Source organism: Brevundimonas sp., assembly GCF_051858995.1.
GTDB lineage: Bacteria > Pseudomonadota > Alphaproteobacteria > Caulobacterales > Caulobacteraceae > Brevundimonas.
In genome coordinates this window covers 64452-85928 of the sequence record NZ_JBHYGN010000014.1, presented here as the reverse complement: position 1 = coordinate 85928, position 21477 = coordinate 64452, and the positions used below count along the sequence as shown (strand labels likewise).

The following is a 21477-nucleotide window of genomic DNA, read 5'->3' as shown; positions in this document are numbered from 1 at the left end:
GTCGGGGGGGCGAGAGCGCGCCCGTCGCCTGCGGGCTGAACCGACGTGGACGGAAGCCAAGCTCTGGGAACGACTGCGCCTCCTTCCCATCAGGATCGACAGCCGTCGCATCCCTGATGATCTGGACGCCGTCGTTGGACAGATCGCTCTGGCGATCAGCCAGAAATCTCCCCTTCCCCTCGAGGGGGAAGGGGTCGGGGGATGGGGTGCGCGCGCGGTGAAGACCGGGTTGGCGCATGAGGCGGGATCGAGCCTCCCGCGCCCGATTGACCAACCGTCTGCCAACACCCCCTCCCAACCCTCCCCCCTCGAGGGGGAGGACTCATGAGCGCCATGACCCACGCCCTCGAAGCCAACGCCGACGGCCTGATCGGGCCGACCCACTCCTACGCCGGGCTCAGCCCCGGCAACTTGGCCTCCAGCCGCAACGAAGGCCAGGCGTCCAACCCGCGCGCCGCCGTCCTGCAGGGCCTCGACAAGATGAAGCGGCTGGCCGACCTCGGCCTGCCCCAGTTCGTCCTGCCGCCGCACGAGCGGCCGAACATCCCCTTCCTGCGCAACCTGGGCTTCGGCGGCACGGACGCCCAGGTCATCGAGCGTGCATGGAAGGACGCCCCGACCTTCGCCGCCGCCGCCTGTTCGGCCTCGCCGATGTGGGCCGCCAACGCCGCGACGGTGACGCCCAGCGCCGACAGCGCCGACGGCCGGGTCCACTTCACCCCCGCCAACCTCGTCACCAACCTGCACCGCTCACTGGAGCATCAGCAGACGAAGCGCGCGCTGGACGCCCTCTTCCCCGACCCCGCGCGCTTCGCCGTCCACGACGCCCTGCCCTCGGTCGCCCATCTGGCCGACGAGGGCGCCGCCAACCACGTCCGCCTGTGCGCGGAACATGGCGCCGAGGGCGTCAACCTGCTGGTCTGGGGCCGCGAGGCGTGGGAGCCGTGGACCGGCCCCTTCCCGGCCCGCCAGACCCGCGAGGCCTCCGAGGCCCTCGCCCGTCGTCACGGCGCGTCGGGCGCGGTGCTGGCCCGCCAGTCGAAGGCCGCCATCGCCGGCGGGACCTTCCACAATGACGTCGTCTGCGTCGGCGCGCTCGACACCCTGTTCCACCACCAGTTGGCCTTCGAGGACACCGCCGCGACCCACGCCGCCATCCGCGCGGCGGCCAAAGGCTTCGAGCCTGTATTCGTCGAGGTCTCCGAGGCCGAGCTCCCCCTCGCCGACGCCATCTCCAGCTATCTGTTCAACTCCATGCTGGTGCAGATCCCGGGCGAGGATCGCCTGACCCTGATCTGCCCGACCGAGACCCGCGACAACGCCCGCGCCCATGCGGTCGCCGAAGCGGTGGCCAGCTCCAACGGCCCCATCGGCCGGGTCGAATACGTCGATGTCCGCCAGTCGATGCGCAACGGCGGCGGCCCCGCCTGCTTGCGTCTGCGCGTGGTCCTGAACGAGGCCGAACTGGCCGCGACCAATCCCGGCATGCGGCTGACCGACGAACTGCACGGCGCGCTCAGCGTCTGGGGCGCCACCTGGTATCGCGACGAACTCACGGTCGCCGATCTCGCCGATCCGGCCCTGCTGGATGAAAGCCGCGGCGCGCTGGACGAGCTGACCTCCATCCTCGGCCTCGGCTCGGGCTTCTACCCGTTCCAGCGGGATTGATGCGCGCGCTCGCCCTCGCCTGCGCGATCCTGAGCCTGCTCATCCTCGCCGCCGTGACCTTGGGCGGCGGCGCCGTCTACCCCGGCTATGATCACGTCCGGCAGTTCATCAGCGAACTGGGCGCGGCCGGCGCCCTGAACGGCCCGTCCGTCAGCCTGGCCTTCATCGTCTCGGGCGCCCTGTTGACGGTGTTCTGGCTGCTGTGCGCGGCCCTGTTCCCGCGCACGCCCCTGTTCCTTATCGGCTTCGGGCTCAGCGCCCTGAACGGTCTGGGCCTGATGTTCGGCGGCGTCTTCCCCTGCGATTTCGAGTGCGCGGCGGATGGGGCCAGCCTCACCGGGGTCCTCCACAACATCCTCGGCGGCATCGGCTATCTGGCAGGCGTGCTCGGCGTCTTCCTGATCGGTCTGGCCACCCGAAAACAGCCCGGCCTGCGGGGCCTGTTCGTCCTCAGCCTGATCTGCGGCGTCCCGGCCGCCAGCGTGGTCTGGCTGATCCATCCCGGCTTCGCCTGGATGGGTCTGGCCCAGCGCATCCTCGAGACCGCCTTCGCCGTCTGGGCCGTAGGCGTCGCCCTCAGCCTCCGCCTTCTGCCGGAGACAACGCGCGCGGACTGATCACACCGGCGACTTCAGCCGCTCAAGCGCCTGCGGATACCGGCGCGACACCGGGGCCTCGATCTGGCCCAGCTCGACGGTCCAGTCGCCCGACCCGTCCGGCCGCAGCCCCGTCACCCGCCCGGCATTGACCAGCCATGACCGGTGCACGCGCACGAAGTCGAACCGCTCAAGCTCCACCTCGATCGCCGCCAGCGTCGCCCGCATCAGGGGACGGCGGCCGTCTGCCAGCCAGAACTCCACATAGTTCCCCGCCGAGGACACGGCCACGATATCCGCCAGCGGCGCGCGGATGATCCGCACCCCGTCGCGGATATCGAAACTGACCGGCCGCACCGGTTCGTCCCGCCGTCGCCGCAGATAGCCGACGGCCCAGAAGACCGCGAGGAAACTCAGGTAGCTGATCGCATCCTTGCGCAGTTCGTAGATGAAGCGGTCGCCGAACTCATACGACCCGCCCATGGCGTCGTAGACCAGCCCGCGCAGCCAGACGAAGACGCCCACGTGCAGGGCGGACAGAGCGACAAGGGCGATCAGGTGCACGACGGCGCACCGCGCCTTGGGCCGCCATCCGGCGCCCAGCGCCTCCTCCGGCGGGGCCGTCGCTGTCGCCAGCCACGGGATCCACAACGCCGCCAGCATGCCCGCCGCGCTGGTGATCTCCCAGCACCACGGCTCCCAGGACTGCAGGTCCGGCGCATCGGCCAGATTGGTCAGCGAATTGACCGCCACCACCAGCGCCGTGACCGGCGCGATGATCAGATAGGCCTGCCGCAGATCGTGCGGATTGGCCCGCCGCAGACGCGCCCACACTCCGCTCGTCCCCCGTGCGTCGCCGTCCGTCCCCGCGCCGCCGGCGACGTCCCCGCCAGCGGTCCGGACAGCCCCCGGCGATTGCCCGCCGACGCCCGGCGCCCCGACCATGGTCTCGTTCTCACTGGCCACGGAGCCCCCCATGTCCGACATCGCCCTGCCGCCCGCGGACCGCCGTCACGATCTCGACTGGATCAGGGTCGGCGCCTTTTTCCTGCTGATCCTCTACCATGTGGGCATGCTCTATGTGTCGTGGGACTTCCACATCAAGAGCCCCCGGATCGTTGAGGCTATCCAGCCGGTGATGATGATCACCAACCCGTGGCGACTGACCCTGCTCTTCCTGGTCTCCGGCGCGGCGACCCGTTTCCTCTTCGACAGCTTCGGCGCGGATCATCCGGCGGGGCGGCTGGCGGGATCACGCGTGCTCCGCCTCCTGCCCGCCCTGCTGTTCGGCATGTTCGTGATCGTCCCGCCGCAGAGCTACTACGAGGTCTTTCAGGCCCTTCAGCAGTTTGGTGTCGCCGACCCCGCCCATTCGCCCTGGCTCCAGAACTTCTGGATCAAATACGCCACCGCCTCGGGGAACTGGTGCGACGCCGACGGCTGCCTGACGACCCCGACCTGGAACCATCTGTGGTTCGTCGCCTACCTGCTGGTCTACGGCCTGATCCTGGCGCTGATCCTCAGCCTCGCCGCTCGCCCCCTGCGCGCCCTCGGCGGCCTGCTGGAGCGCACCCTCAGCGGCTGGGGCCTGCTGGTCTGGCCCATCGTCTGGCTGGCGGTCGTGCGCTTCTTCCTCGCCCCGCGGTTCGAGATCACCCATGCCCTGACCGACGACTGGTACAACCACGCCCTGTCGTTCAGCGTCTATCTGTTCGGCTTCCTGATCGCCCGCTCCGAGGTCCTGAAGGCCGCCTTCGTCCGCCTGCGTCAGCCGGCCCTGCTGTTGGCGGTGCTCAGCTATGCCGCCTGGGCGATCTACGCCTGGGTCTGGCGCGCCGATGACGCCGTCCCGCCCGAGATGCTGCGCCGGGTCATGCGCGTGATCTATGCCGCCGACCAATGGGCCTGGATCGCCGCCATTCTCGGCTACGGCGCCCGTTATCTGAACCGGGGCGGGCCGGTGCTCCGCTACCTCAGCGTCGGCGTCTTTCCCTTCTACATCGTGCACCAGACGGCGATCATCGTCGCCGCCTGGTCTCTGATGCCGCTGGGCCTGCCGCTCGGCGTGGAGGCGAGCCTGATCATCGCCGCGACCTTCGCCGCCTGCTTCCTCGCCTATGAGATCGCGCGCCGACTCGGCGGGTTCGGCCTGTTGCTCGGCGTCAGGCCGCGAACCGCCCGCCCTTGGCGGCGTAGGCCTGCGTCCCCTCGGTGAAGACCTCGTCGGTCGGCAGGATGGTCTCGATGGCGATGGTCTCCGCCCCCTGCAGCCGGTCATAGATCGGGCCGAAGTCCTGCAGCGTCTCGCGCTTCAACTGCTCGATGGAGTCGATCACGAAATAGACCTGCTGGAAGTCATCGATCCGGTAGAGGGTCTTCATCACCCGCTCCAGATCAAAGCCGATCCGGTTGGGCGACGGATCCTCGATCGCGAACACGCTCTCCGTCGCCGACGACACGATCCCCGCGCCATAGATGCGCAGCTGGTCGGCCTCCTTCATCAGGCCGAACTCGACCGTGTACCAGTACAGCCGCGCCAGATTGGGCAGCATGCCCAGCGCCGCCGCCCGCTGACCGCCCTTGCCGTAGGCCTCCATATAGGCGGCGAAGTCGGGGTCGGTCAGCATCGGCACATGGCCGAACACATCGTGGAAGATGTCCGGCTCCTGCAGATAGTCCAGCTGGTCCGGCTTGCGGATGAACTGGCCCGAGGGGAAGCGGCGGTTGGCCAGATGGTCGAAGAACACCTCGTCGGGCACCAGCCCCGGTACGCACACCACCGTCCAGCCGGTCAGGGCCTGCAGCTTGGGGTTCATCAGCGAGAAGTCGGGAATGCCGCCGGTATTCAGGTCCAGCGCCTCCAGCCCCTTGAAGAAGACGTCGGCGGCGCGGCCGGGCAGGATCTTCATCTGCCGGGCGTACAGGGTATCCCAGGTCCTGTGTTCGGTCTCGGTATAGGCGCGCCAGTCCTGCGGGATCGTCCAGTCTTCGGCCGCCCCTTCAGGCGGCTTGTCAAAGACGTGCTCGAAATCGGACATGACGGCTCTCCTGTCGCGCGGGCTCTGACGGCCCATTGGCTCTCAATCTAGAACCGCCCGACCGCACGCGCCACCCAGGTCAGTGAATCGCCTGGCTCAACGGCGCGTGGTGTCCTGACGCATCGATGGTGAAGAACCGCTGCCCGGCGTCCTCCGTCAGGGTCGACAGCTCCGGGTCGTGCTCCAGCGAATCCTCCGGCGCATAGGCCATGAAGCCGCCGTCGCTCCCCAGCGCCAGCACCTGATAGAAGGGCTGGTCCGGCGAGATCGGGCCGGTGTCCCCGGGACGACCGGCGAACACGGGGTCGACGTCGATCACCACGCCGCGAAAGCCCGCGCTGCGATGGCGGACAATCTGGCCGAGACCGAAACGGGCTGAGACAGGACGGGTCATGTCTCAGGGGATACGCCCCCCAACCTGAGCCGGATCATATGATCGCTGTTCATTTTCGCGACAGACACGCTTGGCGCGGATGAAGTTCGCGGTCTAGGCTGTCTGCGACGGGCGCCGTTCCGGACCGCCCACCTTGAAAGATTCGGCCCATGCCGGAGACCGATGGCGCGTCCTCGCGCCGACGGTCCCAGCCCCGGCGGCCTGACGGACAGCGCGCCCGCGGCGGCGCGCCCGGCGGGACGGGGGCGTCAGGTCGTGAAGCGCCCCTCTACGGCGCTCTCGATCTGGGGACCAACAACTGCCGTCTGCTCATCGCCCGTCCGGCGAAGGACGGTTTTCGCGTCGTCGATTCCTTCAGCCGCATCGTCCGCCTGGGCGAAGGCCTGTCGCGCACCGGCCGCCTCGACGACAACGCCATGGAGCGGGCCTATGAGGCCCTGATGCTGTGCGCCGAGCGGGTGGCCAAGCGCGGCATCGAACCGTCCCGCCTGATGGCCGTCGCCACCCAGGCCTGCCGTCAGGCCGACAACGGCGCCGCCTTCATCGAACGGGTCCGTCAGGGCACGGGCCTGAAGCTGAAGATCATCGACCCGGTCGAGGAGGCCCGGCTGGCGGTTCAGGGCTGCCTGAACCTGTTCGATCCCGGGGCCGAAGCCATTCTGGTCGTCGATGTCGGCGGCGGCTCGACCGAGCTCAGCTGGCTGCGTCGCAAGGGCGCCGGGTTCGAGCTGGAGGGCTGGATTTCCGCCCCCATCGGCGTCGTCACCCTGGCCGAGCGCCATCCTGAACCCATCGGCGCGACCGACGCCGCGATGACCGGCTGGTACGAGGCCATGGTCGCCGACATGGGCGCCGCCATCGCCCATGCCCCTGTCGATCCGGCCCTGCGTGAGGTCTTCGTCGGCAACCGCGCCCATATGGTCGGCACCTCGGGCGCCATCACCAGCCTGGCGGGCATCCACCTGGGCCTGCGTCGCTATCAGCGCAATCTGGTCGATGGCCTCTGGATGACCCGCCGCGACTGCGAACGCGCCGCCGACAAGCTTCAGGCCTTGGGCCCGGCGGGCCGGGCGGCGGAATCCTGCATCGGCCCCGACCGCGCCGACCTGGTCCTCGCCGGCGCCGCCATCATGGAAGCCGTCCAGCGCGCCTGGCCGTCAGACCGCGTCCGCGTCGCCGACCGCGGCCTGCGCGAAGGCCTGCTGCTGGAACGCATGCAGGAAGACCGGAAGCCCGCCCGCCGGAAGCGGCGTCGGCGGGGGCGTGGAGGCGGCGGCGGCGGGGCTCAGCCCGCAACCTCTTGAACCAGCCAAGGTCCGCTAGGGGTGGAAAGCGGACATTCAGATTGCCGTGCCGACACCATCGTAGAGGCACCAGTAGTAGCGAGGCGCTGTCCGGATTTCAGGCGCATCCCGCCCTATGTGGGGCAACACGTCCACCACGGTGTCTTTCGTTTGTCCCGGGGGATAGTCGATGAAGTCGATAGCGTTTCCGGTTCCAACCACGACGCTTGTTCCATCGCGGAACTTCACCGTGAAGATCGTATAGCCCATCCCGCTCTCCCCCTCGGCGTAAAGGCGATTGGCAAACAAGGCTGGCAGACGGGATGGGCTGTCCGAGATTGACGCTACGGCCCTGACGTCGAGGGCCTGCTTTCCCCGATCATCTTCAGGCCAAATCCCCCAAATGCGAAACCACGCGTGCGCGTTGGCGAGGTAAACGCAATCGACGGAGGTGCCGTCACGCAAAGTCACCATACAGGGGTGATATAGTCCGTCGGTCGCTTCGATCGATGAAAGCTGGTTCGCCAGTTCTACGGGCAGGACCGGGTATTTCTGGTTCGCCATGGATCACCAATGTGAATGCGAACGGCACGATGGCGATCAGCACGAACGTCCGCAACGGGTCGATATCGGACGCCTACCCCCGCCGCCTACCCCGCCACCTGAACCGGCAGCGTCACGTCACACACCGAGAAGTCCGCTCCCCGCGCGGCCCGCGCCTCACCCACCAGAGCGCGGAAGCGGTCCGAGCCGGTCGACAGCACCTGCACCCTCGGGCGCTCGGCGTCCGGCAGGTCGGCGGCCACCCGCACGCGGGTCATCCGATCCGGCTGGAGCGAGGCCATCATGCCGTTCTCGCCGTCGCCGACCTGCAGCGACCGCACCACGTCCAGCCCCGACACGGTCACGCCCCAGATGGTGTAGCGCTTGTCCAGCGCCGGATAGGCCTGCCGCATGATGAAGAACTGGCTGTTGGCCGTGTCATTGCCCTCGTCGCGGGCCATGCCGACCACGCCGGGGCAATAGACGCCCCAGCCGTGCACCTTGCCGTCGCCGGTCTGGGCGAAGGCGGAATCGGGCTGGGTCTGGATCGGCAGGGCGCCGAGGAAGCCCAGACGCGCACCCTGCGGCTCGGCGACGGACGCGAAGGCCATCGACGGATCGCGGCGGAAGGTGAACTCGGCCTTCAGATCCGGATAGGCGCTCTGGCCCTCGCCGTTGCCCAGCGGATCGCCGGTCTGGGCCATGAACCAGTCGATCACCCGGTGCCATGACAGGCCGTCGAAGAAGCCGTTGCGCGCCAGCAGACGGATGCGCTCGACATGCAGCGGCGCCACCTGCGGCGTCAGCTCGACCAGAATCCGGCCCTTGGTCGTGTCGATGACCAGCAGGTCCTCGGGCGCCACGGCGCGCCAGTCGGTGGGGTTGATCGTCGTCTGGGGCGTGGGCGGCGGCGGGGGCGGCGGACCACCCACATCCTGCGCCATGGCGGTCCCGGCCGACAGGGCCGCCGCGGCGGCCAGAGCGAGCGTCAGTCTCATCATCCCCTCCCCTCGGATCCGTCTCAGCCGCCGGTCACTTCGGCGGGCGGCTGCACTTCACAGACACTGAAGCGCGTGCCCAGACGGGTCCGGGCGGCTTCGATCTGGGCCTGGAAGGCGGGGCTGGAGGCCAGCATGACCCGCACCGACGGACGCTCGCCCGGCGGCAGGGCGGCGGCGGTGCGCACCCGCGTCATCACGTCCGGGTTGGTGACCTGTCCGTTGTTGTTGCGATCACCGGCCTTCAGCGCCTTGACCGCGTCCAGACCCGACACCACCCGTCCGAACGGGGTGTAGACGCCGTTCAGCGAGTCGTTGGTGGCCGTCATCAGATAGAATTGGCTGTTGGCGCTGTCCGGCCCCTGCGCGCGCGCCATGCCCACCACGCCCGAGCAGAACAGGCCCATCGCCGACACCTTGAAGTCGGCGGTGACCATCATCTGGGCGTCCGGCTGGGTCTCGACGGGGATGGAGCCGATCAGGCCCATCTGGGTCACGCCCTCGGGGCTCGGACCGGTCGAGACGAAATTGTCGGCCCGACCGCGGCGGAAGGTGAACTCGCCCGGCACGTCCGGCAGGTCGCTGCCGCCCTCGCCCGTGCCCTGCGGGTCGCCGGTCTGGGCCATGAAGCCCTCCAGGACCCGGTGGAATTTCAGCCCGTCATAGAAGCCACGATCCGCCAGGGTGCGAATCCGCTCCACCGAACGCGGCGCCACGCGCGGGTCCAGCTCGACCAGAATACGGCCCTTGGCGGTGTCTATGATCAGCAGGTTCTCGGGCGAGATCGTCCGCCATTCGGCGGCGGGGGCCGCCGTCTGCGACAGAGCCGCCGGAGCCGTCGCGCCGGCCAGGAGGGTGGCCGCCACGGCCGCCGCGAGGATCGTCTTGATGCGCATTCTAGTCCTTGACCCTGTCCAGCACCGCGGTCGCGACCGCGGGGCTGACGAAACTTCCGATATTGCCGCCCAATCGGGCGATTTCCTTGACCAGCCGCGAGGCGATCGCCTGATGCCGCGGATCGGCCATCAGGAAGACGGTCTCGATGTCGGCATTGAGGCGCTGGTTCATCGCCGTCATCTGGAACTCGTATTCAAAATCGGCCACGGCGCGCAGGCCGCGCACGATCACCGTTGCGTCCAGCTCTTCGGCGAAATGCATCAGCAGGCTCGAGAAGGGCCGAACCTCGACCTTGTCGCCGAATTTCGCCACCTCGGCCGTCACCATCTCGACGCGCTCGGCGGTCGAGAACAGGGGCCCCTTCTCATCATTCTGGGCCACGCCGATGACCAGCCGGTCCACCAGCTTCACCGCCCGGCCGATGATGTCCATGTGCCCGTTGGTGATCGGGTCGAAGGTGCCCGGATAAAGACCGATACGCATCAATGTCATCCCCCGGCTTTGATCCCGTTTAGCAGGTGCGAAACGACGGGCCTAGATCGTCTGGGGCGCGTTCGACGCCCAGGCCGCCTGCAGCCGGTCGATCAGCGCCGGATCAATGTCCAGCGAACGACCATCGATATTGCCGACGGGACAGGCCGGGGTCGCGCTGTTGCAGATGAAGGCCTGTCGCAGGCCCGCCAGCGCCGCCCGGTCGATGACCCGCGTCTCGCTGTCCAGCCCGACCAGATCCAGCCCGTTCTCCAGCAGCCTCTGCCCCACGCCGCGCAGCATCGGCGCGCGCGGCCAGATGACGCGCCCGTCCTCGATGAAGCCGATGTTCCAGATCGAGCCTTCGGACACCACGCCATCCGGTCCCACGAACAGGGCGTCATCGAAGCCGGCCGCCTTCGCCGCCCGCCGCGCTCGCGTCAGGCCGAAGGTGGCGTTGTGCTTCAGCTCCGGCGCCTCCCTCGCATAGTCCTGGGTCTGCAGCCGCAGCGGATCGCACAGGGGGTTGGCCGGCGCCGCTGCCACGGTCAGCACGCTGGGCACGCCCAGCGCGTCCGGCGTCCGGTGGGTGATGGTCTCCAGGAACAGCTGGACCCGCAGGCTGCGCCGTCCCTCCAGCCCCTCGACCGCCGTCCGCATCCGCTCGCGCATCCGCGCCTCCGGCACGGCCCGCCCGAACAGGCTCAGCGCCTCCTGCGCCAGCCGATCCAGATGCATGTCCAGCCCGCGCACCGCCCCGTCCTCGACCTGCATCGAGGTGAAGGCGCCGTAGTTCGACAGGATCACGGGGGCCAGCGCCTCTGCGGTCGCGGGCTCGCCGTCGATGTGCAGGATCGGGGTCATCAGGCGCCCCAGCGGATGTCCGGCCCGTCGGGCGCTTTCGGCTCCGGCTTGCGCTTCGGCGGCTTGGGCCGCCACTTGGCCAGCGCCCAGAACAGGATGGCCGGCAGCGGGATCGCCGCCGACAGGATCCACGGATCCGCCGCCCCCAGCCCCTTCAGGAAGCCCGCGCCCAGCAGGGCGACATGGATCGGCGTGAAGAAGACCGCGCCCGTCGTCCAGTTCAGCGACAGCTGGCATACCCCGAACAGGCAGCCGAACATCCACGCCCAGCGACGGCGAATGCCCGCCACCACCGCCGTGACCACGCACAGCGTCGCCGACAGCACCGCGCCCAGCAGCACCAGATAGTGGACCGGCGACTTGCCGTTCAGCGTGAACTTCGCCGCCTCGATCGAGGCGTCATAGGCCTCGCGGCCCTGCGGGGTGACGCGCATCACATGCATCCCGTCGATCTGCCACGGTCCTTCACCGTTGCGGACCATCAGCACCTTGGCCTGCACCTCGCCTTCCGGGTGGCTGTAGAGCCGCACCACCTCATAGGCGACGTCGGCGTTCACCTGGTTCGACGTCCAGCCGAGGGTGCGCGCGCCGGTCGGCTCGCTCGTCTGCAGATGCATCCGCATCTGCGGCAGACCCGCGTTCAGGTCATTCTGGCGCAGGGCGGGCGTCGCCAGCGCCGACAGGCCCGCCGCGTCGCCCCGGCGCATCATCTGATAGACGTGATCCGTCTGGGCCTCGCGCTCAGGATCGACCTTCGGCAGGGCGCACCCCGCCAGAAGCAGGGTCAGCAGAAACAGCAGGATACGCGGCACGGTCATCTCCCCCCGAAAACAGGGGGGAGCATGCGACGGCGACGCGGCCGGGCGCAATCAGCTTTCGCCGGTTTCGCCCGCGTCCTCGCCCTCGATCGCGCCGTCATCCTCGCCGCCGCCGCTGTCCGGCAGGCGCTCGACCGAGACCACTTTCTCGTCCTTGCCAGTCTTGAAGATGGTGACGCCCTGGCTGGAGCGGCTGACGATGCGGATCTGCTCCATCGGGGTGCGGATCATCTGCCCGCCCGAGGTGACCATCAGCAGGTCGTCGCTGTCCTCGACCGGGAAGGCCGCGGCCAGACGCGTGCCCGCGCGACCGCCCAGACCGTGCGCCGTCAGCCCCTGCCCGCCGCGACCCGTGCGGCGATACTCATAGGCCGACGACCGCTTGCCGAAGCCCGTCTCGGTGACGGTCAGGATGAACTGCTCGGCGGCGCCCAGTTCAGCGATCCGCTCGACCGACAGTACGGCGTCGGCGACGTCATCCTCGGCCTCGACCGGAGCCATGTCCTCTTCCCCGTCCGCGCCCGCCAGCGCCTTGCGCATGGCGTTGGCGTGCTTGACGTAGGCTGCGCGTTCTTCCGGCGTGGCGTCCACGCGGCCCAGCACGGCCATCGAGATGACCTCGTCGCCGTCCTGCAGGCGCACGCCCCGCACGCCGGTCGAATCCCGCCCCTTGAACACGCGCACGTCGTCGGCCTTGAAGCGGATCGCCCGGCCCAGGGCCGTCGTCAGCATCACGTCGTCCTCGGCGGTGCACAGGGCCACGCCGACCATCCGGTCGCCGTCCTCCAGCTTCATCGCGATCTTGCCCGCGCGGTTCACCGTGGCGAAGTCCGACAGCTTGTTGCGGCGCACGTCGCCCGAGCTGGTGGCGAACATGATGTCGTAGTCGCCCCACTCCGCCTCGTTCTCCGGCAGAGGCAGCACATTCATGATGCTGTCGCCCGGCTCGATCGGCAGCAGGTTCACGAAGGCCTTGCCGCGGGACTGCGGATTGCCCAGCGGCAGACGCCAGGTCTTCAGCTTATAGGCCTTGCCGTTGGTGGCGAAGAACAGCACCGGCGTGTGGGTCGAGGCCGAGAAGACGCCCGTGACGGCGTCATCGTCCTTCATCGCCACGCCCGAGCGGCCCTTGCCGCCGCGATGCTGGGTCCGATAGGCATTCAGCGCCACGCGCTTGACATAGCCGCCGTGGGTCACGGTCACGACCATGTCCTCGCGCGGGATCAGGTCCTCGTCCTCCATCTCGCCGTCGCCTTCCCCGATCAGGGTGCGACGCGGAACGGCGAACTCTTCCTTCACCGCCAGCAGGTCCTCGCGGATCACCGCCAGGATGTTGGCGCGGTCCGACAGCAGGGTCAGGTGACCCTGGATGATCCCGGCCAGCTCACGCGCTTCGCCGAAGATGTCGTCACGGCCCAGGCCGGTCAGGCGGCTCAGGGTCAGGGCCAGGATGGCGCGGGCCTGCTCGTCCGTCAGACGCAGCTTGTCGCCGTCCACCAGCGCCGAGCGCGGGTCGGCGATCAGCTCGATCAGGGCCATCATGTCGCCCACCGGCCAGGCCTTGGCCTGCAGACGCTCGCGCGCCTCGGTCGGATCGGCCGACGAGCGGATGATGTGGATCACCTCGTCGATATTGGCCACGGCCACGGCCAGACCGACCAGGACGTGGCCGCGGTCGCGGGCCTTGCCCAGTTCGTATTTGATGCGGCGAACGACCACCTCTTCCCGGAACTCCAGGAAGGCTTCCAGCAGCTGGCGCAGGCCCATCTGCTCGGGGCGGCCGTGGTTCAGGGCCAGCATATTGACGCCGAACGACGACTGCATCGCCGTATAGCGCCACAGCTGGTTCAGGATCACGTCGCCCGAGGCGTCGCGCTTCAGCTCGACCACCATCCGCATGCCGTCGCGGTCCGACTCGTCACGGACGTCGGCGATGCCCTCGATCCGCTTCTCTCGGACCAGTTCGACGATGCGCTCGATCAGGGTCTGCTTGTTCACCTGGAACGGCAGTTCGGTGACGATGATCGCCTCGCGGTCCTTTCGGATCGTCTCGATCGTCGCCTTGCCGCGCACGATCACCGAGCCGCGGCCGTCGCGCAGGGCGTTGCGCGGCGCCGTGCGGCCCATGATCTCGCCGCCGGTCGGGAAGTCCGGGCCCGGCACGATGTCCAGCAGGGCGTCGTCGCCGATGTTCGGATCGTCCAGCAGGGCGACCGAGGCGTCGATCACCTCACCGAGATTATGCGGCGGGATGTTGGTCGCCATGCCGACGGCGATGCCGCCCGCGCCGTTGACCAGCAGGTTCGGGATCCGGGACGGCAGGACGACCGGCTCCAGCTCCTTCTCGTCGTAGTTCGGCTGGAAATCGACCGTGTCCTTGTCGATGTCGGCCAGCAGGGCCACCGCCGCCGGCGCCATCCGGGCCTCGGTGTAACGCATCGAGGCGGGCATATCGCCGTCGACCGAGCCGAAATTGCCCTGGCCGTCGACCAGCATCAGCCCCATCGAGAAGGGCTGGGCCATGCGCACCAGCGCCATATAGACCGAGGCGTCGCCGTGCGGGTGGAAGCGACCCAGCACGTCACCGACCACGCGCGCGCACTTCGAATAGGCGCGCTCGGGCGACATCTTCAGATCGTGCATCGAGTACAGGATGCGGCGGTGCACCGGCTTCAGGCCGTCCCGCGCGTCCGGCAGCGCCCGGCTCACGATCACGCTCATGGCGTAATCGAGGTACGAACGGCGCAGTTCGTCTTCGATGGTGATGGTGGAGATGTCGCCGCCCGCCGGGGCTGCGGCGTTTTCGTAGGTGTCGTCGGTCAAGGAAATCGGGCTTTAAATGGCCGGAATCGGAACGTGATCCGCTATCCGGTTTTCTAGCATCCAGGGCGTCGGTAAGCAAAACGGACGCGCCCTTCTCAGGCTTGATACACAGGGATTTTCAACCATGCGCCAGCGCCTCCTCGCCGCCCTCATCGCCGCCCCCGTCCTGATGGGCGCCGCCGGGGCTCTGGCCCAGGCCGCGGCTCCCGCCCCGGCCCCTCCCCCGCAGACTGTGGTCACCGCCGCGCTCAAGACCGCCGACGGCGCCGACGCGGGCGTGGTCACCGGCTTCGAAGGCCCCATGGGCATGATCTTCCGCGTCGAGGGCAAGGGCTGGACCCCGGGCTGGCACGCCGTCCACCTGCACGCCGTCGGCAGCTGCGAAGCCCCCGGCTTTACCTCGGCGGGCGGTCACGTGAACCACGCGGAGGGCGCTCGTCCCCACGGCCTGCTCAACAAGGACGGCGGTCCGGACCTTGGCGACCTGCAGAACGTCTTCGCCCACGCCGACGGCACGGCGAACGCTGACGTCTATCTGGCCTGGGAGGGTCTGGACGCCCACGAGGATGACTATGTCGACGGCAACGGCCTGTCCTTCGTCGTCCACGCCAACCCCGACGACTACGTCAGCCAGCCCATCGGCGGCGCCGGCCCCCGTGTCGCCTGCGGTGTCTTCCAGCCCGCCGCCTGATCCCCGCACTTGAAATAACGGAGCCATGCCGCGCATCGTAGCGGCATGGCCCTGCTTTTCGGCGACCCCGCCCCGACCTTCTCAACCCAAGGCGTCAGCAATCCGCGCTACGTCTTCGACACCGCGGCGGGCCGCTACCTGCTGCTCGCCGTCGTCCCGGCGGGTCCAGCGGTCGAGCGCGCCATCGCCCTCCTCGAGGCCCGGCGCGCGGCCTTCGACGACATCCACGCCAGCGCGTTCGTCCTGATCGTCGGCAAGGACGGGGCCCGCGAACACCGCCAGGATGGTCTGCCCGGCCTGCGTTTCCTGTTCGACGAGGACGGCGAGATCGCCAGCCTCTACGGCGCACGCGACGCCGAGCGCTGGTTCCTGATCGATCCGGCCCTGCACGTCATGGGCGCCGTGGACGCCGACACGGCCGAGGCGCTCACGGACCGCGTCTCCGCCCTGCCCCCTCCCGCTCGCCACGGCGGCTTCGAGGCCACCGCCCCCGTTCTGGTCACTCCGCGCATCTTCGAACCGGGCTTCTGCGACAAGCTGATCGAGCTGTACCGCCAGATCGGCGGCGAGCCCTCGGGCTTCATGCGCGAGATCGACGGCGTCACCACCCTGATGATGAACGCCCAGCACAAGCGCCGCTCGGACGTCATCGTCGAGGACGAACTCCTGCAGAAACAGGTCGTCGCCCGCCTCAACCGCCGCCTGATCCCGCAGATCGAAAAGGCCTTCAATTTCAAGCCGACGCGGATCGAACGCTATCTGGTCGCCCGCTACGATTCGGAGACCGGCGGCTATTTCCGCCCGCACCGCGACAACACCACCAAGGGCACCGCCCACCGTCGTTTCGCCGTCTCGATCAATCTGAACAGCGACTATGAGGGCGGCGACCTGCGCTTCCCCGAGTTCGGCGACCGCACCTACCGCCCGCCCCCCGGCGGCGCCTGCGTCTTCTCCTGCTCGGTCCTGCACGAGGCGACCTCGGTCACCCGCGGCGAACGCTTCGCCTTCCTGCCCTTCCTCTACGACGAGGCGGGGGCGAAGGTGCGCGAGGAGAACCTGAAATTCCTCGATCCCGCGCTGATGGGGTGAGGCCGATGCTCAAACGCCTGTCCGCCCACTGGGCCGTTCGCCTTGGCCGCCTCCCTGTCCGCCTGGGTCCTGCTGCCTGCCGCAGCCTTGCACGGCTCGCCATCGGTCGATGCGGTCACCCAATCCCTGATGACCGCGCTCGTCATCGCCGGCGGGGTGGGCCTCGGCGCGTTGGGAAGCCGGCGGAAGTTCTGGTCGGCCGACACAGAGTCCCGGACCGAACCCCTCGCCGCTCCTGACGCTCGCTTCCGGTTGAGGCGGCGCTCCACCGCCCCGCCTCAGGCGAAAATGTGCACTTTGTGCAATCCATTTTTTCAATTCGATCCCTGCGGGATCGGGTTCGCTCTGCGAGCGTCCCGGGCTAGCCGCCCTTGAACTGCAGCTCCGCCAGATGGGCATACAACCCACCACGGGCGATCAGGGTCGCGTGCGTGCCCTCCTCGACCACCCGGCCGTCCTCCATCACCACGATGCGGTCGGCGCGCAGGACGGTGGCCAGACGGTGGGCGATGACCAGTGTCGTGCGGGTCTCCATCGCCTGATCCAGCGCCGCCTGCACCAGCCGCTCGCTCTCGGCGTCCAGCGCCGAGGTGGCCTCGTCCAGCAGCAGGATCGGGGCCTCGCGCACCAGCGCCCGCGCGATGGCCAGACGCTGGCGCTGGCCGCCCGACAGGCTCTTGCCGCGCTCGCCCAGCGGGGTGTCGAACTGCTCCGGCAGGGCCTCGATGAAGCCCAGGGCCTGGGCCTCCTCGGCGGCGGCGCGGACCTCTTCTTCGGTCGCGGCTTCCCGGCCGAAGCGGATGTTTTCGCTGGCGGAACCCGAGAACAAGGGCGCCTCCTGCGAGACCCAGGCGAAGCGGTTGCGCACGGCGGTCGGATCGGCGTCGCGCACGTCCACCCCGTCCACCGACACCACGCCCGACTGCGGGTCATAGAAGCGCAGCAGCAGGCGGAAGACGGTCGACTTGCCCGCCCCCGACGGCCCGACCAGCGCCACCGTCTCGCCCGGCCGCACGGTCAGGCTGAAGCCCTTCAGGGCGGGCAGGTCCGGCCGGCCCGGATAGGCGAAGGCGACCGCCGACATCGACACCTCGCCGACCGGCGGCTCCGGCAGGGCGGTCGGCGTCTCCGGCGCGGCGATGGCCGCCTGCGCCCGCATCAGCTCGTCGATTCGCTCCATGGCGCCCGCCGCCTTCTGCACATCGCCCCAGCTCTCGCCCAACGCGCCGACAGCGCCTGCAGCGAACACCGACAGCAGCACGAACTGCAGCAGGGCCCCGGGGCTCATTCGCCCGGCGATCACGTCCTGCGCGCCCAACCAGAGGACCAGGGTCACCCCGCCGAACATCACCACGATGATCAGGGCGGTCATCAGGGCCCGGGCCTTCATCCGCACCAGCGACGAGGCGAAGGCGTCCTCCACCGCCGCGCCGAAGCGGGCGATGGCGCTGCCGGTCCGGCCGAAGGCCTGCACCGTCTCGATGGCGTCCACGCTCTCGCCCGCGAAGCCGACAGCGTTGGCGAACCGGTCCTGCGTGGCCACGGTCAGCTTCCGCACCCGGCGGCCGAACAGGAAGATCGGCCCCAGCAGCAGCGGCACCACCAGCAGCACCAGCCCGGTCAGCTTGGGGCTGACCACGAACAGCAGGATGATCCCGCCGATCAGGGTCAGGAAATTGCGCAGGGCGAACGACACCGAGGTCGTCATCAGGGTCTCGACCAGGGCGATGTCCGTGGTCAGGCGGCTCAGCACCTCCCCCGTCCGGATGCGCGCATAGAAGGCCGGGTCCAGCGTCAGGATGCGGTCGAACAGCCCCTTGCGCAGGTCGGCCACGACCCGCTCGCCGGTCTTGGTTACATAGAAGTAGCGCACCGCCGTCGCGAGGCCCAGGAAGACGGCGTTGGCGCCCAGCACCAGGAACCAGACGTTCAGGCCCGCGCCGCCGTTCTCGAACCCGTGGTCGATGGCGCCCCGCGCCGTCGCCGTCAGCCCCAGCGATGCGGCGGTCGACAGGATCAGCCAGAAGGCCGCCATCGCCAGATGGCCCTTGTGCCTCAGGGCATAGGGCAGCAGCCGGGCCAGCGGGCGGATGTCGCGACGCTTCTCGCGGCGCTCGCCCGCCTCGGACATCTGTTCGGCCAGCACCGCCCCGGCGCCGGGCCGTCCGCGCAGGTCAGCGGCGTCATTGATCGGGGCGAATGTATCGGTCATGGCCGCGCCTCTTGCCCCGGAACGCCCCCCGGTGTAAACGCCGCCGCTCATTCCCGCCGGGCTCTTCGGCGGGTTTCTCATTTTACGCGCATAGACGGTCGGCATCGTCACCGCGCAGAGACCGGACGACGACCATGAAAGCGGACACGCACCCCGACTACCACTTCATCACTGTCGTGATGACCGATGGCACCTCGTATCAGACCCGTTCGACTTACGGGAAAGAGGGCGCGACCCTGAACCTGGACATCGATCCGTCGACCCACCCGGCCTGGACCGGCGGCAACCAGACGATGCTGGACCGCGGCGGCCGCGTTTCGCGCTTCAACAACAAGTTCGCCGGCTTCATCAAGAAGTAAGCCGCTTCCGGTCTGGCTTTCCCGCCACACCGCCAGCGCAAGACGACAAGAAGGCGTCGGTCTCCGGACCGGCGCCTTTCTGTTTTTCCGGAACGCCGATAAGGTTGGCGGCGTTGGCTTTCGGGGCGTGGACGTTGGGTCCGTGCGACGAGACGGACAGTAGAGCGACGTGATGAATCGACGGCAATTGGGTCTGGGCGCAGCGGTTTCGGCGCTGGCCTCCGCGTTTGGCGCCAGTGCGCTGGCGCAGACCCGTGATCCGGGCGCGGTCGCCTTCTACGACAGCTTCAACGACCAGCTGGCCCGCCTGCCCGCCACCCTCCAGCCGGACGTCCGCACCTTCTACGAACTGAACGGCTGGCGCCCGGTCTGGACGCCCGACCGCCTGCGCGCCCTGCAGGCCTCCGCCGCCCGCGCCGAACGCCACGGCCTGTCGCAGGCCGACTTCTTCGATTTCGACGCCCTGGCCGCCGATCGCGCCGGCGGCGAGATGAAGACCACCGCCGCGGCCATGACCTATGCCCGCGTCCTCGCCGAGGGCCGCGTCCGTCCCGAGACGGTCGAGGATCTGTGGGAGATGCAGAAGAATCGCGTCGACCTGCCCGCCGGGCTGAACGACGCCCTGGCCACCAGCCGCCTGCTCGACTGGTTCGAGGGCCTCGCCCCGACCGACATCGGCTACTCCAACCTCTCGGCGGGCTACGTCCGCTATCGCCGCCTGATCAACAGCGGCGGCGGCTGGCCCGCCTTCCGCGTCGGCGCCAACATCGAGCCGGGCGGCAGCGACCCGCGCATTCCGGTCATTGTCCAGCGTCTGGTCGCCGAAGGCGACCTGTCCGCCGCCGACGGCGCCCGCATCACCGCCATGGGCAATGTCTACGGCCCCGACCTGCAGGCGGGCGTGCGCAGCTTCCAGGCCCGTCACGGCCTCGGCGCCGACGGCCGCATCGGCACGGGCACCCAGCGCTCCCTCTCGGCCTCGGCCGAGGATCGCGCCCGCCAGATCGCCCTCAACCTGGAACGCCGCCGCTGGCTCAAGCGCGACCTCCAGCCCGAGCGGATCGAGGTCAACACTGCCGCCGCCATCATGGTCTACTGGAAGGACGGCCGTCCGGTTCACTCGAACCGTGTCGTCGTCGGCTCGCACGACAACCAGACGCCCAGCCTCGAGAAGCCCTTCGCCTCGGTCGTGGCCAATCCGCCCTGGTACGTCCCGGCGGGCATCGCGCGCCGCGAAATCCTGCCGCGCGGCCCGGCCTATCTGGCTAGCCAGAACATGTACGTCCAGAACGGCACAGTCATTCAGCGCGCCGGTCCGACCGCCGCGCTCGGCTATGTGAAGTTCGAGCTGCGCGACAGCTACGCCATCTTCCTGCACGACACCCCGTCCAAGGCGGCCTTCAACCTGTCCATGCGCCAGCGCAGCCACGGCTGCGTCCGCGTCCAGAACGCGGTCGAGTTCGCCCGCCTGCTGCTGTCGCCCGATCCCGCCCTGCTGGGTCAATTCGACACGGCGCAGGACACGCGCGAGACCAAGCGCATCCAGGTCGGCCGCGAGATCGGCGTGCGCCTGCTCTACTGGACCGCCTTCGTCGACGGTCAGGGCCGCGTCGCCTTCCGCGAGGACGTCTATGAGCGTGACGCCAAGCTGGCCGAGGCCCTCGGCATCGGCGTCAGCCTGCCCAAGCCGGTCGATGACGGCCGCGGCCGCGACGCCAACGACGTCGGACCGTAAGCCCTAGGGTAGCCTGTCGGCCTCGATCTGGATCGAGGCGCAGCCCGAGGCCACGGCATCCACACGGTAGGGCCAGCCGGCGGACACATGGCCGCCCGTGCTCCGGTACACGCCGTCGCCGTCCCGGCAGACGGCGCGGATGCTGCCGTCTCCGGTGAACTTGGCGATGCGGTACAGCCGCTGGCCGGGCTTCAGGTCGCCGGCCCAGCGGAAGTCGCCCACCGGGACTGTCTCGACCTCAAGGGTCAGGGGTGTCTCACCGCGATTGTCGATGATCACCAGCGAGCGGCCGCTCCAGACGACGCCCCCCGCCAGCAGGCCGAGGAACGCCACCGCGCCGACCAGCGCGATCAGAAACCGCCTGCCGCCCTTCACTGGCGGAACGCGGCCGCCAGTCGGTCCAGTTGGCTCTGCACCGGATTGATCGCCTCTTCCTCGGGGGCGTCGAGGTACATCTTGCGGTCCAGGTGCAGGACGCGGTCGTACAGCCGCTCCGAACGGACCAGATATTCGATCAGAGCGATGGGCAGTTCGGCATGGGTCGGCTCGGCCTCCGGCTTGCGCTCGGCCAGGCGATAGCGCGCCTCGCAGGCGGCCAGGGCGCTCATGTCCCCTTCCCGCACGGCCCGCTGGACCAGCAGCCACGAGGCGATCTGCATCAGCCGGGTCGTCAGCTTCATGCTCTCGCCCGCATAGGCCAAGGCCGCCGCGCGCGACAGCAGCTTGGACTCGCGACGCCCGTCGCCGTCCAGATAGGCGGCGGTCTCCTCGACCAGTTCCATCCCTTCACGGAAGGTCCGGTCGAACAGCTCCGAGCGCGCGAAATCGTCCACCACCGCTTCGCGGCTGCGGCCCGAAGGCGTCAGAAGGGTGGTGTCATTGGTGGACATGAAGCTAGCCAAACTCATGGGGTACAGGCATCCGTATCACGACGCGCACCGTTGCGCGCGGTCGGACAGCCGACTGCAACGCCTGTGCCATACCCGTGACGGGGGAAA

Annotated in this window: 21 protein-coding genes; 8 read left to right on the top strand and 13 right to left on the bottom strand. The window is 69.0% G+C overall.

What is annotated here, in order from left to right; all coding sequences use genetic code 11:
- The first annotated feature begins 333 nt into the window (after nucleotides 1-333).
- Complete coding sequence (gene astB, locus ACTIEF_RS16430; RefSeq protein ID WP_439473283.1) at nucleotides 334-1668, top strand: N-succinylarginine dihydrolase; 1335 nt, start codon at nucleotides 334-336, stop codon at nucleotides 1666-1668.
- Entirely contained in the window at nucleotides 1668-2285 is a 618-nt protein-coding gene (locus ACTIEF_RS16425) for a DUF998 domain-containing protein (protein WP_439473211.1), read from the top strand. Before astB ends, ACTIEF_RS16425 begins: the two co-directional genes overlap by 1 nt.
- On the opposite strand, the gene ACTIEF_RS16420 is transcribed toward ACTIEF_RS16425, so the two are convergent.
- The gene (locus ACTIEF_RS16420) at nucleotides 2286-3230 is read right to left on the bottom strand and encodes a LytTR family DNA-binding domain-containing protein (RefSeq protein ID WP_439473210.1); all 945 of its coding nucleotides are present in this window, start codon (nucleotides 3228-3230) and stop codon (nucleotides 2286-2288) included.
- A gap of 10 nt (nucleotides 3231-3240) precedes the next feature.
- Between ACTIEF_RS16420 and ACTIEF_RS16415 the strand changes: the two genes are divergently transcribed.
- A complete protein-coding gene (locus tag ACTIEF_RS16415; protein ID WP_439473209.1) occupies nucleotides 3241-4479 on the top strand; it encodes an acyltransferase family protein in 1239 nt (412 codons plus the stop codon).
- Here ACTIEF_RS16415 and phhA read toward each other — a convergent pair.
- Both phhA and hspQ read right to left on the bottom strand, forming a co-directional pair.
- Nucleotides 4427-5302: a phenylalanine 4-monooxygenase gene (gene phhA / locus ACTIEF_RS16410; RefSeq protein WP_439473208.1), complete on the bottom strand. Its 876-nt coding sequence runs from the start codon at nucleotides 5300-5302 to the stop codon at nucleotides 4427-4429. The two genes, ACTIEF_RS16415 and phhA, sit on opposite strands and share 53 nt — an antisense overlap.
- Nucleotides 5303-5381: 79 nt before the next feature.
- On the bottom strand, nucleotides 5382-5696 hold the full coding sequence (gene hspQ, locus ACTIEF_RS16405; protein WP_439473207.1) for a heat shock protein HspQ: 315 nt from the start codon (nucleotides 5694-5696) through the stop codon (nucleotides 5382-5384).
- 149 nt (nucleotides 5697-5845) lie between these two features.
- Here hspQ and ACTIEF_RS16400 point away from each other — a divergent pair, with 149 nt between their 5' ends.
- On the top strand, nucleotides 5846-7000 hold the full coding sequence (locus ACTIEF_RS16400) for a Ppx/GppA phosphatase family protein (RefSeq protein WP_439473206.1): 1155 nt from the start codon (nucleotides 5846-5848) through the stop codon (nucleotides 6998-7000).
- Nucleotides 7001-7036: 36 nt separating this feature from the next.
- Here the strand turns inward: ACTIEF_RS16400 and ACTIEF_RS16395 are convergent, their stop codons facing one another.
- The 7 genes from ACTIEF_RS16395 to gyrA form a co-directional block, all read right to left on the bottom strand.
- Complete coding sequence (locus tag ACTIEF_RS16395; protein ID WP_439473205.1) at nucleotides 7037-7543, bottom strand: hypothetical protein; 507 nt, start codon at nucleotides 7541-7543, stop codon at nucleotides 7037-7039.
- Nucleotides 7544-7629: 86 nt separating this feature from the next.
- Nucleotides 7630-8523, bottom strand: coding sequence for a peptidylprolyl isomerase (locus ACTIEF_RS16390; RefSeq protein ID WP_439473204.1), 894 nt, complete (start codon nucleotides 8521-8523; stop codon nucleotides 7630-7632).
- Between the two features lie 20 nt (nucleotides 8524-8543).
- The gene (locus ACTIEF_RS16385) at nucleotides 8544-9416 is read right to left on the bottom strand and encodes a peptidylprolyl isomerase (RefSeq protein ID WP_439473203.1); all 873 of its coding nucleotides are present in this window, start codon (nucleotides 9414-9416) and stop codon (nucleotides 8544-8546) included.
- A 1-nt stretch (nucleotide 9417) separates the two neighbouring features.
- Nucleotides 9418-9900, bottom strand: coding sequence for a pantetheine-phosphate adenylyltransferase (gene coaD, locus ACTIEF_RS16380; RefSeq protein ID WP_439473202.1), 483 nt, complete (start codon nucleotides 9898-9900; stop codon nucleotides 9418-9420).
- A 51-nt stretch (nucleotides 9901-9951) separates the two neighbouring features.
- Nucleotides 9952-10752, bottom strand: coding sequence for an aminotransferase class IV (locus tag ACTIEF_RS16375; protein WP_439473201.1), 801 nt, complete (start codon nucleotides 10750-10752; stop codon nucleotides 9952-9954).
- Entirely contained in the window at nucleotides 10752-11564 is an 813-nt protein-coding gene (locus ACTIEF_RS16370; protein WP_439473200.1) for a hypothetical protein, read from the bottom strand. Before ACTIEF_RS16370 ends, ACTIEF_RS16375 begins: the two co-directional genes overlap by 1 nt.
- A gap of 57 nt (nucleotides 11565-11621) precedes the next feature.
- Nucleotides 11622-14393, bottom strand: a complete 2772-nt coding sequence (gene gyrA, locus ACTIEF_RS16365; protein WP_439473199.1) for a DNA gyrase subunit A — start codon at nucleotides 14391-14393, stop codon at nucleotides 11622-11624.
- 124 nt (nucleotides 14394-14517) lie between these two features.
- Here gyrA and ACTIEF_RS16360 point away from each other — a divergent pair, with 124 nt between their 5' ends.
- Both ACTIEF_RS16360 and ACTIEF_RS16355 read left to right on the top strand, forming a co-directional pair.
- Complete coding sequence (locus ACTIEF_RS16360) at nucleotides 14518-15084, top strand: superoxide dismutase family protein (RefSeq protein WP_439473198.1); 567 nt, start codon at nucleotides 14518-14520, stop codon at nucleotides 15082-15084.
- A gap of 45 nt (nucleotides 15085-15129) precedes the next feature.
- Nucleotides 15130-16173 (top strand): 2OG-Fe(II) oxygenase, encoded by a 1044-nt coding sequence (locus ACTIEF_RS16355; RefSeq protein ID WP_439473197.1) that lies wholly within the window; start codon nucleotides 15130-15132, stop codon nucleotides 16171-16173.
- Nucleotides 16174-16534: 361 nt separating this feature from the next.
- Here ACTIEF_RS16355 and ACTIEF_RS16350 read toward each other — a convergent pair whose 3' ends face one another.
- On the bottom strand, nucleotides 16535-18385 hold the full coding sequence (locus tag ACTIEF_RS16350; RefSeq protein ID WP_439473196.1) for an ABC transporter transmembrane domain-containing protein: 1851 nt from the start codon (nucleotides 18383-18385) through the stop codon (nucleotides 16535-16537).
- A 134-nt stretch (nucleotides 18386-18519) separates the two neighbouring features.
- Here ACTIEF_RS16350 and rpmE point away from each other — a divergent pair, with 134 nt between their 5' ends.
- Both rpmE and ACTIEF_RS16340 read left to right on the top strand, forming a co-directional pair.
- Entirely contained in the window at nucleotides 18520-18744 is a 225-nt protein-coding gene (gene rpmE, locus ACTIEF_RS16345; protein ID WP_439473195.1) for a 50S ribosomal protein L31, read from the top strand.
- Between the two features lie 172 nt (nucleotides 18745-18916).
- Nucleotides 18917-20479, top strand: a complete 1563-nt coding sequence (locus ACTIEF_RS16340; RefSeq protein WP_439473194.1) for a L,D-transpeptidase family protein — start codon at nucleotides 18917-18919, stop codon at nucleotides 20477-20479.
- Nucleotides 20480-20482: 3 nt separating this feature from the next.
- On the opposite strand, the gene ACTIEF_RS16335 is transcribed toward ACTIEF_RS16340, so the two are convergent.
- Both ACTIEF_RS16335 and rcdA read right to left on the bottom strand, forming a co-directional pair.
- The gene (locus ACTIEF_RS16335; protein WP_439473193.1) at nucleotides 20483-20854 is read right to left on the bottom strand and encodes a hypothetical protein; all 372 of its coding nucleotides are present in this window, start codon (nucleotides 20852-20854) and stop codon (nucleotides 20483-20485) included.
- A complete protein-coding gene (gene rcdA / locus ACTIEF_RS16330; RefSeq protein WP_439473192.1) occupies nucleotides 20851-21369 on the bottom strand; it encodes a protease adaptor protein RcdA in 519 nt (172 codons plus the stop codon). The genes ACTIEF_RS16335 and rcdA overlap by 4 nt, the downstream gene beginning before the upstream one ends.
- Nucleotides 21370-21477 lie beyond the last annotated feature (108 nt).

Excerpts from the sequence above, each read along its gene's own strand:
- astB (WP_439473283.1), top strand. The coding sequence starts at position 334 with ATGACCCACGCCCTCGAAGCCAACGCCGACGGCCTGATCGGGCCGACC.
- ACTIEF_RS16425 (WP_439473211.1), top strand. The coding sequence starts at position 1,668 with ATGCGCGCGCTCGCCCTCGCCTGCGCGATCCTGAGCCTGCTCATCCTC.
- ACTIEF_RS16415 (WP_439473209.1), top strand. The coding sequence starts at position 3,241 with ATGTCCGACATCGCCCTGCCGCCCGCGGACCGCCGTCACGATCTCGAC.
- phhA (WP_439473208.1), bottom strand. The coding sequence starts at position 5,302 with ATGTCCGATTTCGAGCACGTCTTTGACAAGCCGCCTGAAGGGGCGGCC.
- hspQ (WP_439473207.1), bottom strand. The coding sequence starts at position 5,696 with ATGACCCGTCCTGTCTCAGCCCGTTTCGGTCTCGGCCAGATTGTCCGC.
- ACTIEF_RS16400 (WP_439473206.1), top strand. The coding sequence starts at position 5,846 with ATGCCGGAGACCGATGGCGCGTCCTCGCGCCGACGGTCCCAGCCCCGG.
- ACTIEF_RS16395 (WP_439473205.1), bottom strand. The coding sequence starts at position 7,543 with ATGGCGAACCAGAAATACCCGGTCCTGCCCGTAGAACTGGCGAACCAG.
- ACTIEF_RS16390 (WP_439473204.1), bottom strand. The coding sequence starts at position 8,523 with ATGATGAGACTGACGCTCGCTCTGGCCGCCGCGGCGGCCCTGTCGGCC.
- ACTIEF_RS16385 (WP_439473203.1), bottom strand. The coding sequence starts at position 9,416 with ATGCGCATCAAGACGATCCTCGCGGCGGCCGTGGCGGCCACCCTCCTG.
- coaD (WP_439473202.1), bottom strand. The coding sequence starts at position 9,900 with ATGCGTATCGGTCTTTATCCGGGCACCTTCGACCCGATCACCAACGGG.
- ACTIEF_RS16375 (WP_439473201.1), bottom strand. The coding sequence starts at position 10,752 with ATGACCCCGATCCTGCACATCGACGGCGAGCCCGCGACCGCAGAGGCG.
- ACTIEF_RS16360 (WP_439473198.1), top strand. The coding sequence starts at position 14,518 with ATGCGCCAGCGCCTCCTCGCCGCCCTCATCGCCGCCCCCGTCCTGATG.
- ACTIEF_RS16355 (WP_439473197.1), top strand. The coding sequence starts at position 15,130 with ATGGCCCTGCTTTTCGGCGACCCCGCCCCGACCTTCTCAACCCAAGGC.
- ACTIEF_RS16350 (WP_439473196.1), bottom strand. The coding sequence starts at position 18,385 with ATGACCGATACATTCGCCCCGATCAATGACGCCGCTGACCTGCGCGGA.
- rpmE (WP_439473195.1), top strand. The coding sequence starts at position 18,520 with ATGAAAGCGGACACGCACCCCGACTACCACTTCATCACTGTCGTGATG.
- ACTIEF_RS16340 (WP_439473194.1), top strand. The coding sequence starts at position 18,917 with ATGAATCGACGGCAATTGGGTCTGGGCGCAGCGGTTTCGGCGCTGGCC.
- rcdA (WP_439473192.1), bottom strand. The coding sequence starts at position 21,369 with ATGTCCACCAATGACACCACCCTTCTGACGCCTTCGGGCCGCAGCCGC.